Origin of the sequence: Asticcacaulis sp., from assembly GCF_035497195.1 — a bacterium.
Taxonomy (GTDB): domain Bacteria; phylum Pseudomonadota; class Alphaproteobacteria; order Caulobacterales; family Caulobacteraceae; genus Asticcacaulis.
Genome location: NZ_DATJDZ010000014.1, coordinates 709,655 through 727,690, shown reverse-complemented (window position 1 = coordinate 727,690; position 18,036 = coordinate 709,655). Strand labels below are relative to the sequence as shown.

Here is an 18,036-nt window from a genome sequence, read left to right as displayed (position 1 = left end):
GAGATTTTAATGGGACGTTTGACCGGCAAGACCGCTTTGATCACCGCTGCCGGACAGGGCATCGGCCGGGCGACAGCGGAGCTTTTCCTGAAGGAAGGCGCCACCGTCATCGCCACCGATATCAACGCCGATACCCTGGCGGATTTCACCGGCGCGACGACACGGGTGCTCGATGTCACCAATGCCGAAGCGGTCAAGGCGATCGCTTTAGAATTTCCGGCAGTGAACGTGCTCTATAACTGCGCCGGCTACGTCCATGCCGGCACCATTCTCGATTGTGACGAGGACGCCTGGCAATTCTCGCTGAACCTCAATGTCACGGCCATGTACCGCATGATCCGCGCCTTCCTGCCGGCCATGTTAGAGGCAGGCGGCGGCTCGATCATCAACATGTCATCGATCGCCTCTTCGGTGAAGGGCATACCCAACCGCTTCGCCTATTGCGCCACAAAAGCGGGGGTTATCGGTCTGACCAAATCCGTGGCGGCCGATTTCGTCACGCGCGGCATCCGCTGCAACGCCATCTGCCCCGGTACGGTCGAAACGCCGTCGCTGTTGCAGCGCCTGCGCGACACCGGCGATTTCGACAAGGCCTACGCCGAATTCACGGCGCGGCAAGCGATGGGCCGTTTCGGCAAGACCGACGAACTGGCCAAACTGGCCCTGTATCTGGCGTCTGACGACTCCTCGTTCACCACCGGTCAGGCCCACATCATCGACGGCGGCTGGGTGAACTAGGCTCTCCGAGAGCTAAACGCGAGGTATTTTTTCTCGTGGCCAGAAGGCTAGCGCCGCAGGTATCTCTTATACCTGCAAGCGACGCCGACGCCGCCACGGGGAAAAAGAACCGCGTTTAGCCGTGGAAAGCGATATCCATCCATATCATCGCCGTTTCGTCGTGCTTCAGGCACTTCAGCCCGGAATTCGGCTGGTTGAACGGATCGGGCATATGATTGACCGGTTCGACACAGAAATAATCGCCGTCCACCGGCACGAAAACATGCAGCCAGTGGCAATCCGGCGAGGCGCGCAGGGTATGCGTCAGGCGGTCGCCGTCATAGATTTCGGCGCGGCCCTTGAAGCCGGTATAGGCGTTATCGATGGTGATGTCGTGCGCCAGCGTATCGCCATGCGTCCAGTCTTTCTTGAACACACCGGCGTGCCAGTTGCGCGGCAGGGTTTCCTCGTCGGAAATCCACACGCCGTCCACCGCCGCCTTGAGGCGCGAGCGAGGCGTGCGGATGAAATAGGGGTGAAAGCCCAGGCCCACCGGCATGGTCGCCTTGGACAGGTTTTTCACATTGAGGAACATACGCAGGCCGCCGGCGCGCAATTCATAGATCAGGGTCGCTTCGTATTCCCACGGCCATTCATCGGCGAAATGATGATAGCCGAGAACCGCACGCGCCGCCGTCGCCTCGATCACCTGCCACGGCTTGCGCCAGCCCTGACCATGCAACGGATGCGGATGGCCGTCACCGAGATTGGGCGGCAACTGGACCTTATGGCCTTCAAAAACGAACTTGCCGTTACGGATGCGGTTGCAGAAAGGCACCAGCGGAAAACAGGCGGTCAGCAACGCGTCCATCGCCCCTTCCGGCGTCGGGCGCATGACGTCGACTCCGTTCCGCATCAGGCGCGAAATGCTTCCGGCCACATCGGGGTTGATGTCGAGGGTCGTATCGGCAGAATTTAAGCGCAGCATTTTTATCTCATTTTGTTTGCGCTGCCGCTATCGCTGCTTGAGCGCCTTTTCGTCGCTTAAAAAGTCAGGGCGAGATCCATGAAAGGACCCCGCCCCTTAATCGTATACCAAAGCTTACGACTTCTTCCAGAGGCCTTCAAGAGCTTCCAGTGTTTTGCCCTTGGTTTCCGGTACGAATTTCCAGACGAACAGCGCCGCCAGGATCGAACAGGCACCGTAAACGTAGAACGGGAAGCCATGATGGAATAACTCGGTCAGTTTCGAGTTGTCATTCAACATCGGGAAGGTTTGCGACACGATGTAATTGGCGATCCACTGCGCCGTGACGGCAATCCCCATAGCCTTGCCCTTGATCGAGTTCGGAAACATTTCCGAGAGCATGACCCAGACAATCGGTCCCCACGACAGCGAGAAGCCGGCGATATAACCCATGGCGATGAAGAGATAGATCAGGCCGGGCTGCTGGTTCGGGTCCTGGTTCTGATACAGCAGACCAAGCGCGATCAGGGTGATGGCCATGATGGCGGCGCCCCAGAACAGCAGTGGCTTGCGGCCCCAGCCATCGACCGTAAACTGGGCGATGATGGTGAAAACCACCATGACAACGCCGAGCGCAACGGTCTGGAACATCGATGAGTCGGTGCTGAAACCGAGCGATTTGAACATGGCCGGCGCATAGTAGAGCACGGCGTTGATGCCGACGACCTGCTGGAAGACCGACAGCAGAACGCCGATGATCAGCACGCCGACGCCAAAGGACAGCAGCTTGCCGCTGTGAGCAGTCAGGCTTTCCTTGATCTCGACCATGGTCTCGCGGGCCACGACTTCACCATCGAGCGCGGTCAGCAGCTTCATGGCCTTTTCATCATGGCCCTTCATCACATACCAGCGCGGCGTATCGGGCATGAACAAGGCGGCAAGGAAGAACAGTGAAGCCGGAATGGCGCACGAAGCCAGCATATAGCGCCAGCCGAGGTTATGCAGCCAACTATCGTCGCCATTGCCTTGCGAAGCGATCTTGGCGTTGACGAAGTAAACCAGGGTGATGCCGAGCACGATAGCGATCTGCTGGAGCGCCACGAGGAAGCCGCGTTGCTTGGCCGGGGCGATTTCAGCAATATACATGGGCGAAATCAGCGAAGCCATGCCGATGGCAATACCCCCGAAGGTCCGGTAAACCATGAAAGGCCACAGGGCGTCGACGCCCAGTTCACCGATCGGCTTGATGAACAGTTCGGGGAAACCCGACATGATCGACGAGACAAAAAACAGCGCGGCGGCCACCAGCATACCGGCGCGGCGGCCGAACTTCGTCGCCAGCGGACCGGCAATGGCGGCGCCGATAGCGCAGCCCAGAAGCGCGATGCCGACCGACAGGCCGTGGAAGAAATTCTGTTTGGTTTCGTCCCAATCGGTATGGGGGACGACGAAATTCAGATTAATCGATTGCTCTGCGCCGGAAATGACGGCGGTATCGTAACCGAACAGAAGACCGCCGAGAGCCGCGCCAATGGCGAGACCCGCGACCAGTCCCATATTCACTTTACTTGAGGACATCCCCAAACTCCCTTGTGAGCGAACGATATGTCCGCCTTCCCTAACCTACGCGCCTTTCGCAGGATCTTTCCCTGTGTCCGGCGTTGCCGGCGCGTTTAATAAAACCTTAATTCGCTCTTTGCCTGCGCGCAAGCATATCCATCGAAAAGAGCGATATAATCTAATAACTTAGGCGAAAACTCACCTGTTTACGCGCACAGATTGTTAACGCTAACAAGAGTGAAGGGATGACGCATTGCACCATCCCTTCGCTATCTCAGTGATTATGGACATTTTACGTTTTGGCATAATCACTGAACCCGCCTTTGGCATTTTAAAACATCCGTCTGATTTATCAGTGATTATGCCGGGGCATCTTTTCGGCAATACGCTTATATTTCAATGCCGGCTCCATGACCGCGCCGGTGTGCAGTTGCGATACCGTGGCGCGGTAGATTTCCTGCCAGGGCGTCATGCTCTCCGGAACGGGTGGTAAACCGTCTTTTTTGCGTGTTTCGATAACATCGGCCTCGACCAGCATATCGCAGGTGCCTTTATTGAGGTCGATGCGGATCATGTCGCCGGTGCGCAACCAGGCCAGTCCGCCGCCGACCGCCGATTCCGGCGAGGCGTTGAGGATGGACGGCGAATCCGAGGTCCCGGACTGGCGGCCATCGCCCAGCGTCGGCAGCGAGGTGATGCCGCGCTTCAGCAGGGCGTCGGGCGGCTGCATGTTGACCACCTCCGCCGAACCGGGCCACCCGACAACACCCGAACCACGGATGACCAGGATGGTGCGTTCGTCGATGCCCAGCGCCGGATCATTGAGGCGGTTGTGATAGTCGGTCGAGCCGTCGAAGACGACCGCCTTGCAATCGAAGACATTCTCATTGCCCGGTTCGCTGAGATAGCGGTCGCGGAATTCCTTCGAGATCACCGAGGTCTTCATGATGGCGAAATCGAACAGGTTGCCTTTCAGCACCATGAAGCCGGCGCGCTCCATGATCGGATCGGCGATTGTCCGTATCATTTCGCGGTCTTTGGTGTGCTTGCCTGCGTTGTTTTCGGCGATCGATTTACCGGTGACCGTAGCCGCCGAACCATCGATCAGGCCGGCGTCGAGCAGTTCCGCCAGGATGGCCGGCACGCCGCCGGCGCGATGGAAGCGCTCGCCAAGATACTTGCCGGAGGGCTGCATGTTGAGGATCAGCGGAATGTCATGCGCCTGCATCCAGTCGGCGTCGGTAATCTCAACGCCAGCGTGGCGCGCCATGCCGACGATGTGCGGCTGGGCATTGGTCGAACCGCCGGTGGCCGCCACCATGGCGATGGCGTTGGTGAAGGACGCCTTGGTCAGGATTTTCGATGGCTTGAGATCTTCATAGGCCATCTCGACGATGCGGACGCCGGTTTCATAAGCCATCTGGCCGCGCTCGCGATAGGGCGCCGGAATGGCCGAACAGCCGGGCAGCGAAAGGCCCATGGTTTCGGCGACGGCGTTCATGGTCGAGGCCGTGCCCATCGTGTTGCAGTGACCGGCCGAAGGCGCCGAGGCCAGGGCGGCGTCGAAAAACTCATCCTCGGTGATCTGGCCCGCCGCCAGGGCGCGGCGCGACCGCCAGATGACCGTGCCGGAACCGACCAGTTCGCCATCATTCCAGCCATCGAGCATCGGCCCGCCGCTAAGCACTATGGCCGGGATATCAACGGCGGTGGCGGCCATGATGCCGGCGGGGGTGGTCTTGTCGCAGCCGGTGGTCAGCACCACGGCGTCGATCGGATAACCATGCAGGATCTCGATCAGCGTCATCATCGACAGGTTGCGGTCGATGGCGGCGGTCGGGCGGCGGCAGTTTTCGAAGATCGGATGGACCGGAAACTCCATGCAGATGCCACCGGCGTCGCGGATGCCTTCGCGTGTACGCTTGGCCAGTTCCATATGGATGCGGTTGCATGGCGACAGGTCGCTGCCCGATTGGGCGATGCCGATGATCGGCCGGCCCGAACGCAGTTCCTGCGGCGTAAGGCCGTAGTTCATGAACCGCTCCAGATAGAGCGCCGCCATGTCGATATGACCGGGGGCCTCGAACCATTCCTGCGACCGGAAGCGGCCGTTTGGCGTGGCAGGGATGCGCTTCGGCTTGTGTTCGTCGTATTTAAACATGTGCAATCTCGTTCTGGGGCTGGCCCGCGATATCGGTCTGGAAGGTGAATAATCCGCCGGCGAGCGGTTGTTTTTGCAAATCGTCGGCGCTCAGGCCCTTGGCGGCCGTGGTGGCGTAGACGGTCTTGAGGTCCGCACCGCCAAAGGTGATCTTGGTGACGTTGGAGACAGGGAATTTGACGCGACGAATCAGGCGCCCGTCCGGCGCATAGCCATTGACGCCCCAGCCGAAGAACAGCGCGTTCCACACATTGCCGGCGCTGTCGACCACCGGCCCGTCCATATAGCCGTCACCGTGTTCGCCGCGCGGCTCGAACTCGCCGGCGTAACAGACCGGACTGGCCACATCGGCGGGTGCATCCTCGTCGAGCCGCGCGAAGATGCGCTTGCCGGAAATCTGGCCATCGAGGCTGAGATCGAAGGCGTAGATAATCTTTTTCAGGGTGTCGTTGTGGTAGAGCGTCTTGCCGTCGGGCGAAACAGCCGGGCCATTGGTGATGACGTAATCGTCATCCATCATCTTCAGGCCGCGGGCGTCATAACGGTAAAGCTTGCCGGTCGGATTGTTCTCGTCGTCGTCCATCGAGCCGAACCACAGGCGGCCCTGATGATCGACATAACCGTCATTCAGGCGGTTCCCCGGCAAGCCCGGCTCAACATGGGTCAGGAAGGTGAATTGGCCGGAAACAGGATCAAAGTCATAAAGGCCGGTCTTGCAGCCAACGATAAAGCCACCGCGCTGTTTCGGCGCGATAAAGCCGCACGGCGACGGCGCCTTGAAGGTCTGGTGGCCACCGGTACGCACATCATAACGGTGGACGTGCTGCTTTTCTATATCGACAAACCAGACAGCATGGTCCTTCGCCGACCATATAGGCCCTTCGCCGAGGGTAGCCTTCAGGTCCCAGATGCAGGTGGGTTGAAAAAGGTCGGTCATGCTTGTCTCTTTGAAAGTAAGAAACCCCACCACCACATCTTACCGCTTTTGCGGCTCGTGCGGTCCCCCTCCCCGACAAGTCGGGGAGGTACAAGTAAGAACTGCGCAGGCTTTACCGCCAGCCGGCGTCGATCCAGTAACCGTGACCGGTGCACAGCGCGGCGTCGTCCGAGGCCAGGAACATCGCCAGGGACGCGACGTTTTCAGCCACGATCCGGCCCGGCAGGCACTGCGCCTCGACGATCTGGCGCTCACCTTCGGGCGTGTACCACTTTTCCTGGCGCTTGGTCTTCACATTGCCGGGAATGATGGTGGTGACGCGGATATTGTCCGGTCCCAGTTCGCGCGCCAGAGCGCGGGTAAAGCCTTCGATGGCCGCCTTGGCGGTCTCATAAAGCACCAGGTCCGGCAGGCCGAGGTGCCATGAGATCGAACCGAAATTGAGAATGGCGCCGCCGCCGGCCGCCTTCATGCCCGGCGCGATGGCGCGGGTGCACATGGCCATATGCTTGAGGTTGACGGCGATATTGGCGTCGAAGAATTCCGAAGTGACTTCGGAGAGCGAATGACGGTCATCGCGCGCGGCATTATTGAGCAGGATATGGACCGGCCCATCGGCCAAAATCGTCGCCAGGGTCTTTTCCAGCAGGGGCGTGTCGGTCAGGTCGCACTTGTGGAAGACCGGCTTCCGGCCGATCACGCCAGTATCCAGCGTGGCGCTGACATCATCGACCAGATCGATGAAATGCACGATCGCGCCCTGACGGACAAAACCAGTGACCAGCCCCGCGCCGATGCCGGAACCGCCGCCGGTGATCAACACCTTGCGGCCCTTGAGACTAGGGTAGATGGCAGACGGCGCGGGGGTAGTCATAGGGACTTTACTCACTTTTGCAGGAGGTATCTTCTCAGTTGTTTTTAGGCAGTCTTTTTATGGGCATGGTCGGCATTGCGCGCCTTGAGCAGGCCGCGGTCGGCAAGATTTTGCATCAGGTCGGCGATGCCGAAAATCCAGTGACGGGCATCTTTCGACGTCGTTACGCGGTTTTCCAGGCAGCCGAGCTTCGGCGACGACACCTTCACGACGTCGCCCACCTTGTGAGTGAAGCCCCGGCCCGGCGTGTCACGGTCCTGGGTCGGCGCGAACAGGGTGCCGAGCATCAGCACGAAACCGTCCGGATAGTGGTGCTCGCTCATCGCCTGACCGATCAGGTCGAGCGGATCGCGGCTGATATCGGCCATGGTCGAGCGGCCGACCAGTTCGTAGCCTTCCGGTCCGTCGATTTTCAGGTCAAGCACGGCCTTGCGGACATCTTCAATGGTGAAGCTGTCGTCGAACATGCGGATAAAGGGACCGAGCGCGCACGAGGCGTTGTTGTCCTTGGCCTTGCCGAGCAGCAGGGCCGAGCGGCCTTCAAAGCAGCGCAGATTGACATCATTGCCGAGCGTGGCGCCGACCGCGCGGCCCGTCGGCGTGACCACCATGACGACTTCGGGTTCAGGATTGTTCCAGGTCGAATCCGAACGGACACCGACCTCATCGCCCCAGCCAACCGACGAGAGCACAGGCGATTTGGTGAAGACCTCGGCGTCAGGGCCGATGGCGACTTCGAGATATTGCGACCACAGGCCGTCCGTGATCAGGGCAGCTTTCAGCTTGGCCGAGGCCTCCGAACCCGGCTTCACCGAGCGGATATCACCACCGACGCGTTCGGCCAGGTCGTTGCGGATGGCCTGCGCCTTGTCGGCATCGCCACGGGCGCGTTCTTCGATGACGCGCTCAACGGCCGAAACGGCGAAGGTGACGCCGGCGGCCTTGACGCATTGCAGGTCGATCGGGGAAAGCAACTGATTGCCGGTGCGGTGGGCGGCCGAGCCATCCCTGGCCCACACCTTGGCGAATTCAAAATCCTCAAAACCGCCGAACGGCAGGCCGCCTTCGGGCACGCCGGTTTCCGGCCAGACTTTCAGCAGTTGCGAAACGGTCGGGGCGATGGCGCTCATATCGAACACTTCGCCATTCTTGATCATGATCGGGGTGGGGCCGTCAGTGGTCTCGATGCGGCCAATAAGCGTCGCCTCACGCCAGTCGACGGGCAGGAAATCAGGCATTATCTCTTATCCTTCAATGCTTGGGCGGATAACCTTATCCGCGTCTTCTCTACCCGTTTGCAGCCGTGATTGGACCTTCGCAGGTCACAGCCTGTTTGTTAGCGCTACCAATCTTGCAGACAGGGGCATATGTCAAGGGAAAATACATACTTTTCGCCTATAAATATAATTTTATATGCACTTTTAGCTGGAAACAACCGGCCCTGCCACGACCGCCGATGACTGGCGCTCGATCAGCGAGAAATCCCGAACCTCGCGCACCGCCTCGAACGGCCGGCCGGAGCGATGGCCCTTTATCTGATCGAGCAGCAGGCGCACCGACAGGCCGGCCATATCCGAAATCGGCTGGCGCACGGTCGTCAGTTCCGGCCAGACGCTCGACGCCATGGCGGTGTCGTCGAAACCCACCACCGTCAGTTGGTCGGGCACTTCCATGCCGAGGCGATGGGCGGCGGCCACGGCGCCGGCGGCCATGTCGTCATTGGAAGCGAAAATGGCGGTAGGCCGTGTCTTGTGGCTCAACAGGCGTTCGGCGGCGTCGAAACCGGAGCGATAGGTGAAATAGCCCTGGCCGACGAAATTGCCGTCAACCTCAAGCCCGGCATTGGCCATGGCCGCCGAAAAACCCTCGAAACGGATCTGGCTGGCATAGGCGTTGGGGTGGCCCTTGATGAAGCCGATATGGCGGTGGCCCAGTTCGATCAGACGGCGCGTCATCGCCGCGGCCGCCTTGAAATCATCGATGGTGACGCAGGACACGCCCGGATCGGGCCGCGCCATAGCCACGCCGACGAAGGGCATCTTCATGTCTTGCAAAATCTTGGCGACCCGCGTCGAATCGGAAAGCGGCGGTGACAGGATCACGCCGTCGCAACCGGCGGCCTTCATCTTTTCCAGCGCCGCCGTGGCGCCTTCGGGGCCTTCGCAGCTTTCGATCAGCAGTTGCGCGCCGCTTTGCGAACTTTCCGACAGGATGCCCAGCAGGAACTCACTGAGGAAGGCGACGGAGGGATTGGAATAGAGCAGGCCAATGCGCGCCGAATCCTGCGTGGCCAGCGAACGGGCGGCCAGATTGGGCGAATAGTTCAGCGCCTCGACCGAGGCCATCACCTTGGCGCGGGTTTCCTCGCGCACGTTCTTTTCGCCGTTGATAACCCTGGAAACCGTCATGGGGGAAACGCCGACGTGGCGCGCCACATCATGGATGGTGACGATATTGCCCCCCCGCCGACCGACCTTGCGCGCCAAACTCAGTACCCCGTTCTATTCCGTTATTTGCGAATCTATAGGATGCAATCGCTTTCTTGGCAAATACTGGAGCAAATCTGATCGCCAACGCAACTGATTTCATCGAATTTTATGAATGAAAATATTTTGGCAAACGAAAAACAAACACAAAAAAGGCTTGAAAACGGTACGATAATTTGACGCTATGCAGATGCGCCGAAAGAGCGCGTCGTTCAAAAAAGAAAATAACTTGAGGGGGAAGCCCGCTATGAAACCCAATACCCGTCGAATCATTACCCTTGTCGCCACCACTGGCCTTCTGACCGTTCTGCCATTTGCCGGCCATGCTCAAAGCTCTGCCCCGCAGTTCGCCAAAATCTTCGGCGACCATGCCGTGCTGCAACACGATCAGCCTGTACACGTCTGGGGCATTGCCTCGCCGAATACCACCCTGACGATCAGCGTGAATGGCAAGACCGCTTCCGCGATCGCCGGGGCCGACGGCAAGTGGCAAACCGCCTTGCCTGCGCTGCCAGCCGGTGGTCCCTACGCGCTGACGGTTTCCGATGGCCAGGCCACGACGACGCTGAAAGACATCCTGATCGGCGATGTCTATCTCTGTTCCGGCCAGTCCAATATGGAGTTTCCGACGCGGCTTTCGACCGGCGCCTGGGGGGAAATCGGCGCCTCGGCCAATCCGAACCTCCGTTTCGTCAATATCGACAAGGACAGCTCAGCCGCCCCGCGCGATGACCTGAAGACCACCCCGGCATGGAAGGTGGCCGGTCCGGACACCACCGGCGAGGCCTCAGCAGTCTGCTATTACATGAGCAAGGCCCTGCAAAAGGAACACAAGGTGCCGGTCGGTTTCATCGGCACCGACTGGGGCGGCACCACCATCCAGAGCTGGATCAGCCCGGCCGCCTTGCGTACCCTGCCCGCCTATACCGCCGGTGTCGATGCCGTGGCGCAGTATGGCGCCAGCCCGGAAAAGGCCAAGGCCGCCCACGCCAAGGCGCAGGAAGCCTGGTGGGATGCCCACGATAAATCTGCCAAGGCTCAGCGCGCCTGGATTTCGCCGGCCTTCAACGACTCGGCGTGGTCGCGCCTGAAAGCCACCGGCGGCTGGAAGGACAGCGGCAATGCCGACCTGGCAAACTTCGACGGCGTGGTCTGGCTGCGCGCCCGCGTGACCCTGACCGCCGACCAGGCCGCAAAGGCCAATGAACTGGCGCTCGGCCCGGTCGATACCTTCGACACGACCTGGGTCAACGGCCAGTGGGTCGGTAGCGGCGGCATCAACTGGGTGTGGCGCGATTATCAGGTGCCGGCGGGTGTCTTCAAAGCCGGGGAAAACGTCATCGTCCTGCGCGTGCTCGGCAGTAACGGCCTGACCGGCAAGCCCGACATGCGCTTCGTCAAGACCAGCGACGGACAGGCCATTCCGCTCTCGGCCGACTGGACCTACAAGACCGGCATGGCGGCTACTGGCCTGAGCATCCCCGCCGCGCCGTGGGATGTGCCGACCAGCCTCAACACCCTCTATAACGGCATGATCGCCCCGCTGGCGCCCTATACGGTCAAGGCCGCCGCCTGGTATCAGGGCGAATCCAATGCCGATGCCGCAACGGAATACCGCACCCTGCTGCCGATGCTGATGGCCGACTGGCGCAAGAGCTTCTCGGCGCCCGACCTGCCCATGCTGATCGTGCAGTTGTCGAGCTATGGCTCGGTTTCCACCGCGCCCGGCGTGTCGCACTGGGCGGAACTACGCGAGGCCCAGCGCCTGACCGTGGACGCCGATCCGCATGCCGCCCTGATCGTCAGCCATGATTACGGCGACCGCAGCGATATCCACCCGACGCAGAAGACCATTATCGGCCTGCGCGCCGCCCGTGCGGTTGATCATCTCGTCTTCGGGCAGGCGATTGCCCCGACCGGCCCGGAAGCGATCTCGGTGACCCGCGCCGGTCCGGACCTCGTGATCAATTTCCGCTATGCCGAGACAGGCCTGAAAACCTACAGCTCGGATACCGCCATTGGCTTCGAGGCCTGTAACGCCGGGGACACCTGCCGTTATGTCACGGCTGTGGCCGATGGCCAGCGCATCGTGTTGAAAGGCGCCAACACACCGGAGACCGTCAAGGTGCGCTACGCCTGGTCGGATGCGCCCTTCACCAATCTTTACAGCAGCGATGACCAGCCCGCCCTGCCCTTCGAACTGAAAGTCAGCCAATGAAACTGAACCGCCGACACCTTCTGGCCACGGCCACAGGCGCCGCCTTTGTCGCGCCCGTTGCCCAAGCCGCCGCAAAACCCGTTTTCAAAGGCTCCTGGGAATCGTTGGCCGAAAGCTACCAGACGCCGGACTGGTTCCGTGACGCCAAGCTCGGCATCTGGGCGCACTGGGGACCGCAATGTGTGCCCGAATGGGGCGACTGGTACGGCCGCCAGATGTACCAGCAGGGCAATCCCTATTACGAGCACCATGTGAAGACCTACGGCCATCCGGCGCAGTTCGGCTTCATGCAGTTTATCGGCCAGTGGAAAGTCGATCAGTGGGACCCGGATCGCCTGATCGGCCTCTACAAGGCGGCCGGCGCGAAATATTTCGTGTCGCTCGCCAACCACCACGATAATTTCGACATGTTCGACTCGAAATACCAGGACTGGAACGCCACGAAGCTTGGCCCGAAGCGCGATGTCGTTGGCACCTGGGCGAAGGCGGCCCGTGCACAGGGCCTCAAATTCGGCGTTTCCAATCACGGCGCCCACGCCTGGCACTGGTGGCAGACCGCTTTCGGCTACGATGCCGAAGGGCCGGTGCGCGGCCTGCGCTACGATGCCTACCGCCTGAAGAAGGAAGACGGCAAGGGCAAGTGGTGGGACGGCTACGATCCGCAGGAACTCTATGTCGGCCCGCAAGGCGACATGGTGCCGCCGGATGGCATCACCACCCTCAAGGACATGCAGACGTACCACGACAACCATTCCGGCCAGTGGCTGGAAACCGTGCCCCCGCATGATCCCTATTTCGTGAAAAAATGGGCGCTGCGTCAACAGGATCTGGTCGACAAGTACCAGCCCGATCTCGTCTATTTCGACGACACAACCCTGCCGCTGGAACAGGCAGGCCTTGACGCCACGGCCTATTACTATAATTCGAGCTATAAATGGCATGGCAAGCTCGATGTGGTGGTCACCGGCAAGAAGCTGAATGACCAGCAGCGCAAAGGCATCACCGAGGACATCGAGCGCGGCTATTCCGATCGCCTGCGGCCGATCCCCTGGCAGACCTGCACCTGCATCGGCAACTGGCATTACGACCGTCCGCTCTATGAGCGCAATGGCTACAAGACGGCCAAGGAGGTCATCCAGCGTCTGGCCGATGTGGTGGCGAAGAACGGCAATATGCTGCTGAGCATCCCGGTGCGCGGCAATGGGTCGATCGACGAAAAGGAAGAGAAAATCCTGGCCGAGATGGCGGCGTGGATGGCGGTCAATGGCGAGGCGATCTTCGCCACCCGTCCGTGGGATATCTTCGGCGAAGGTCCCTTCTCCCCGCCTTCCGAAGGCCATATGGACGAGAACAAGGCCAAGCCGTTCAGCCACGAGGATATCCGCTTCACCACGAAAGCCGGCGCCTTATATGCGCTGGTGCAGGACTGGCCGGAGAATGGGTTCGTGCAGGTTTATGCGATGGCCGAAGGCTCGCCCCAGCGAAAAGGCACGATCGGAAAGGTCGAACTGCTGGGCCATGCCGAACCATTGAAGTTTGAACTCGGCATGGATGGTCTGAGCGTCAGACTGCCAGATGCGAAACCAACCTTTACGCCGGTGCTGAAGATCACCGGATCGGGGCTGGTTTAATTTTCACCTCCCTTGCGAAGCGGGGGAGGTGGCGGGCGAACGAGGCCGCCCGTGCGGTCCCGCCGGAGGGGGCTTCTTTTGCAACTAATGCCCCCTCCGTCAACGACACCAGCCCTTCGGGCTTCGCCCAAAGGACTGGGCGTTGCCACCTCCCCCGTACGCTGCGCTACAGGGGAGGTGGAAAATAAAAAAACCCGCGACCGATGATCGCGGGTTTTTATTTAGGCAGGAGCAGGGTTTACTGCGCCGTATAAACCGGCTTGCCGCCGGCCTGGATCGCCGACCATTGCTGGCGAACCGTTGTCTTGACCGAATCCGGCATCGGCACATAGTCGAGGCTGGCGGCATCGGCATCGCCCGACGTATAGGCCCAGTCGAAGAACTTCAGCACGGCGGCGCCCTTGGCGGCATCGGCCTGGGTCTTGTGCATCAGGATGAAGGTGGCGCCGGTCAGCGGCCAGGCATCGGCGCCCGGCTGGTCGAGCAACAGGATGTAGTTGCCCGGCGCCTTGGTCCAGTCGGCGCTGGCGGCGGCGGCGGAGAATGCAGCGGCTTCCGGCGCCGGGAAGTTACCGGCCTTGTTTTTCAGCAGCGCATAGGTGCCGCCGTTCTTCTTGGCATAGGCGTATTCGACATAACCGATCGAGCCGACGGTCTGCTTGACGAAGGCGGCGACACCGTCATTGCCCTTGCCGCCGACGCCGACCGGCCACTCAACCGCATCCGAACCGCCAACCTTGGACGACCATTCCGGCGATTGCGACGACAGATAGGTGGTGAAGAGGAAGGACGTGCCGGAGCCGTCGGAGCGGTGAACCACTGTGATTGGCAGGGCCGGAATCTTGAGGCCTGGGTTGAGGGCCGCGATCGCCGGATCATTCCAGTTGGTGACCTTGCCGAGGAAGATATCCGCCAGCAGCGGGCCGCTCAGCTTGAGCTTGCCCGGTTCAACGCCGTTCAGATTGACCAGAGGCACGATACCGCCCATGACGGCCGGGAACTGGTAGAGGCCGGCCTTGTCCAGGTCTTCCGGCTTCAGCGGCTTGTCGCTGGCGCCGAAATCGACCGTGCCGGCTTCGATCTGTTTGATACCGCCGCCCGAACCGATGGCCTGATAGTTCAGCGCCGTGCCCGTCTCGGTCTTGTATTTCGCGGCCCAGGCGGCGTAGAGGGGCGCCGGGAAGGTGGCGCCGGCGCCAGATATTCCACCGGCAGCGGCGACAGGTGACGCATCACCGGCCTTATGGGACGGACTACAGGCGGCAAGCGCCAAGACCAAGGTGATAGCAAGAACCTGTTTGAACATGGCGATCTCCACAAATTTCCTAAGGGTGTCCAATAAGGACCTCGATTGTGACACCTGCGCCAATACAGTATAAAAGCGGCGTTCGCAATTTGACTCGAATATATAAGAAAACGGTAAGGAAGGGCGCCATGTTCCACAAAATCATCGTCACAGGCCTCGCCGCTCTGGCGCTGGTTCAATGCTCGCCAAAGCCCGCCGCCCCGCCCGCGCCTGCTTCAGCAAAACCCGTCGATTTCGCCCCCAACTTTGCGTATGATATCGCCCTGCATATCAAGCCCGAAGCCACGGCGAAGGCCAAAACCCTCGTCATCGCCGCCAAGTATTACGGCCTGCCGCGTCCGGAGACGGCCAATCAGGCCACAGCGGCCGGCGTTATCGAATTCAACACCGATACGGTTGAAATCAGCGCGACCGACCAGACCATCCATATGACCGGCGCCGGTATGCCGAAGGATCGCCTCAAGGACATCACCGGCGGCGCGCCGCTGGTGCAGATCACGGTAAAGGATAAAGCCGGCCGGATCGGGTGCAGCGTCTTCCAGGACTATGTGAAAACGGCGCAGGCAAAGCCAGTCGGCATCTGGTGCGGGCTTAATTAGTTCAGGCGTACCGGCCACTGGCGAATGACAATGCGATTGGCTTCGGCCGCCGTCCGCACGTCCGATCGTGTTTTCAAGGCCATGAGCGCGGCGATAAACGCGCCATCCCGGTCGCTGACCGAAATGGGCGGCAATCCCTGCTGCATAAAGGCGATCAGGGTGTCGCGGGTCGCCGGATCGGTCATGGCGGCGATCATGGCTTTCGCCGCATTGTCGCTGTCGCCGGCGCACAGGTAAGGCTTGATCCGCATAATGTCGTGCGTGAGTGTGGCAAGGCTGGCGGTGAAACCGGCCTTGTCGCCTGAATAGCCTTGCGCGCAGGCCTCGGTGGTCGCCAATGTGGCCGCTTGCGCCTCATCCGGCGCGGTGATGCGGCCTTTGACAGCCAGCCCGGCCTGATCCTGCCCGCGATCAACAAGGAAATTCATATAGGACAGCAACAGATCGGTCGATTTTTCCGCACCAAGCACAGCCGCCCCCGCCTCATAGGCCTTACCCGCATCGAGAAAACGGCCGTTGCGAGCGTAAAGCTCGGCCCGCGTCGTCAATAGCCCCGGATAAGCGTCCGGCGACGAAAACTGGTTCAATCCATACTTGTCGACCAGTTCGAGAATGCCGTTAAGCTGCGTCAGGGCCAGGGCGTTCTGATCGTTGGTGCTTTCCAGGTTCATCAGGTAGCTGAGCGCCGAGAGATTCGCTGGATTGGCGGCGATGACGGCCTTCACTTCTTCGATTTCGCGGTTGAGCACCGGCCGGACCGGATCGGCGGGCACACCGGCCGGACTGATATCGCCGTCGCCCTGGCTGACGATATAGAACAGGGTGTCGGCCTTCAAATCGGCGCGATAGAGGTCAGCGTGGACGGTATCACCCGCCTTCACAGACGCCCGCAGGCCTTCGAGACGCAGCAACCCCATCAGCGGCCGTCCGGCTACGTCATGAATCTGCCAGCGGCCCTCTTCCAGACGGTTGAGCATGGCCTGCGCGATTTCTGGTTTCGCTTCGCGGCTGGCGATCAGCACACCGATGACGCTCATATCGGTCAGGTCCGGCGCCTGGGCCGGAAAACGCGTCAGGGCGGCGTCGAGCGTCGTGGTCGCTTCGGCGGTCTTGCCGCTGATCAGTTGCAGGAAGATATGCAGGTCATAGGCGTTGATGTCATAGGCGCGGCTGACGTTCTCGGCCGAAAGCGCCAGGGCGGCCGGTATGCCCTGCACCTGGGCGGTACAGGCGATCAGTTGGAAGCGGAACTGCGCCGCCAGCTTCGGATCATTCTGTTCGAGGTAAGGATCGTGCCACAATTGATTGAGCGGCGTCATGGCGCCCGGACAATCGCCGGACTGCGTGGCGGCCGAGGCCTGCATGATGGCCACGGCGGTGCCGCTGCTGCTGGCGGGCGCTTCGGCCAACGCTGGCGCAGAGAGCACCAGGGTAAGCGCGGCAAGGCCGGTTGTGATTTTTGAAGATACGCGCATAAGCCCCCCAGCCCGACCGCTCACCAGTCGTTAACGCAGATTAACGGTAATCTGGTGCGTCACAAGCGGAATCTGGCAGCGGGCGAAAATCAGGCGGTCACCAGTTTGAAGCCGACCAGGGTCAGGACCGCCGCCAACAGGGCGCGCAGCACCTTTTCCGGCACCTTCGCGGCGAACATCGAGCCGATAATGATGCCAGGGATCGACCCCAGCAGCAGCGAGGCCAGCAGGCTCAGGTCGACATTGCCAATAAAGAAATAGCCCATGCCGGCCAGGAAGGTCAGCGGCACGGCATGGGCGATATCCGAGCCAACGATGCGGACCGTCGGCAATTGCGGATAAAGCAGGATCAAAGCGGTGACGCCCAGCGCGCCGGCGCCGACCGACGACAGCGACACCAGAAAACCAAGCACCAGCCCGGTCAGCAGCGTAAGCATCGCGCGACGGCCGGTATGCAGGGGTTTGTGTTCCGCTTCGGCTTTTTCAAAGCGCTTTTCCGCCAGTTTGCGGATGACACCGCGCAGCAGCAGCAGGGCGGCGGTCACGAACAGGGCATAACCCAGCACATGGGTGATCAACGACGACATGGCGGCGGACTTGCCGAAATGCTGGATGACATAGAGCGTGGCCAGCGTCGCCGGAATGGAGCCGAGCGCCAGCAGGCCGACGATCATCCAGTTGATGGTGTTCTTGAAACCGTGGATAACAGTGCCGACGCCCTTGGTGAGCGAGGCGTAAAGCAGGTCCGTGCCGACCGCGGTCGCCGGATGGATATGGAACAGCAGCACCAGCAGGGGCGTCATCAGGGAACCGCCGCCGACGCCGGTCAGGCCGACGAGCGCGCCAACCAGCAATCCGGAAAGGGAATAGAGCGGATTGATATGGATGTCTGAAACGAGAGTCGTCAGGTACGCGGGCAGGTCGAACTGTGTCATGAAGCAGCGGCTGTCCCGTGTAGGCTGAGCTTTTGGGTTCGTGCACCATAAAGCCCCCGCCGCCTGAAACAAATCAATTAAATTGGCCCTACGGATTAGAGGGACTTACCCACTATTGTTTCGGGTTTGGGCGGCGTACGCTGACTCATGAACAGGTCGCCGCGCCAGCC

14 protein-coding genes are annotated in these 18,036 nt (G+C 60.8%); 4 read left to right on the top strand and 10 right to left on the bottom strand.

Annotation, left to right across the window (positions count from 1 at the left end; genetic code table 11):
• The first annotated feature begins 9 nt into the window (after positions 1-9).
• Positions 10-738: an SDR family oxidoreductase gene (locus VL130_RS07515; RefSeq protein ID WP_325362137.1), complete on the top strand. Its 729-nt coding sequence runs from the start codon at positions 10-12 to the stop codon at positions 736-738.
• Positions 739-853: 115 nt separating this feature from the next.
• Here the strand turns inward: VL130_RS07515 and VL130_RS07510 are convergent, their stop codons facing one another.
• The 7 genes from VL130_RS07510 to VL130_RS07480 all read right to left on the bottom strand — a co-directional run bounded on the left by VL130_RS07510 (position 854) and on the right by VL130_RS07480 (position 9,702).
• Positions 854-1,705 (bottom strand): aldose 1-epimerase, encoded by an 852-nt coding sequence (locus VL130_RS07510; protein WP_325362136.1) that lies wholly within the window; start codon positions 1,703-1,705, stop codon positions 854-856.
• A gap of 114 nt (positions 1,706-1,819) precedes the next feature.
• Entirely contained in the window at positions 1,820-3,262 is a 1,443-nt protein-coding gene (locus VL130_RS07505) for a sugar porter family MFS transporter (protein WP_325362135.1), read from the bottom strand.
• 334 nt (positions 3,263-3,596) lie between these two features.
• Positions 3,597-5,405, bottom strand: a complete 1,809-nt coding sequence (locus VL130_RS07500; protein WP_325362134.1) for an IlvD/Edd family dehydratase — start codon at positions 5,403-5,405, stop codon at positions 3,597-3,599.
• Entirely contained in the window at positions 5,398-6,342 is a 945-nt protein-coding gene (locus tag VL130_RS07495; protein ID WP_325362133.1) for an SMP-30/gluconolactonase/LRE family protein, read from the bottom strand. Before VL130_RS07495 ends, VL130_RS07500 begins: the two co-directional genes overlap by 8 nt.
• Positions 6,343-6,454: 112 nt before the next feature.
• On the bottom strand, positions 6,455-7,216 hold the full coding sequence (locus VL130_RS07490) for an SDR family oxidoreductase (protein WP_325362132.1): 762 nt from the start codon (positions 7,214-7,216) through the stop codon (positions 6,455-6,457).
• Between the two features lie 44 nt (positions 7,217-7,260).
• Entirely contained in the window at positions 7,261-8,454 is a 1,194-nt protein-coding gene (locus VL130_RS07485; protein ID WP_325362131.1) for a fumarylacetoacetate hydrolase family protein, read from the bottom strand.
• 183 nt (positions 8,455-8,637) lie between these two features.
• Entirely contained in the window at positions 8,638-9,702 is a 1,065-nt protein-coding gene (locus VL130_RS07480) for a LacI family DNA-binding transcriptional regulator (protein WP_325362130.1), read from the bottom strand.
• A gap of 247 nt (positions 9,703-9,949) precedes the next feature.
• On the opposite strand from VL130_RS07480, the gene VL130_RS07475 reads away from it, so the two are divergent.
• Both VL130_RS07475 and VL130_RS07470 read left to right on the top strand, forming a co-directional pair.
• Entirely contained in the window at positions 9,950-11,920 is a 1,971-nt protein-coding gene (locus VL130_RS07475; protein ID WP_325362129.1) for a sialate O-acetylesterase, read from the top strand.
• On the top strand, positions 11,917-13,551 hold the full coding sequence (locus VL130_RS07470) for an alpha-L-fucosidase (RefSeq protein WP_325362128.1): 1,635 nt from the start codon (positions 11,917-11,919) through the stop codon (positions 13,549-13,551). Before VL130_RS07475 ends, VL130_RS07470 begins: the two co-directional genes overlap by 4 nt.
• Positions 13,552-13,789: 238 nt before the next feature.
• Here VL130_RS07470 and pstS read toward each other — a convergent pair whose 3' ends face one another.
• On the bottom strand, positions 13,790-14,857 hold the full coding sequence (gene pstS, locus VL130_RS07465; protein WP_325362127.1) for a phosphate ABC transporter substrate-binding protein PstS: 1,068 nt from the start codon (positions 14,855-14,857) through the stop codon (positions 13,790-13,792).
• Positions 14,858-14,985: 128 nt separating this feature from the next.
• Here pstS and VL130_RS07460 point away from each other — a divergent pair, with 128 nt between their 5' ends.
• Positions 14,986-15,456: a hypothetical protein gene (locus VL130_RS07460; RefSeq protein ID WP_325362126.1), complete on the top strand. Its 471-nt coding sequence runs from the start codon at positions 14,986-14,988 to the stop codon at positions 15,454-15,456.
• On the opposite strand, the gene VL130_RS07455 is transcribed toward VL130_RS07460, so the two are convergent.
• A complete protein-coding gene (locus VL130_RS07455; RefSeq protein WP_325362125.1) occupies positions 15,453-16,931 on the bottom strand; it encodes a hypothetical protein in 1,479 nt (492 codons plus the stop codon). The genes VL130_RS07460 and VL130_RS07455 overlap by 4 nt on opposite strands.
• A gap of 89 nt (positions 16,932-17,020) precedes the next feature.
• On the bottom strand, positions 17,021-17,866 hold the full coding sequence (locus tag VL130_RS07450; protein WP_325362124.1) for a sulfite exporter TauE/SafE family protein: 846 nt from the start codon (positions 17,864-17,866) through the stop codon (positions 17,021-17,023).
• Between the last annotated feature and the right edge of the window lie 170 nt (positions 17,867-18,036).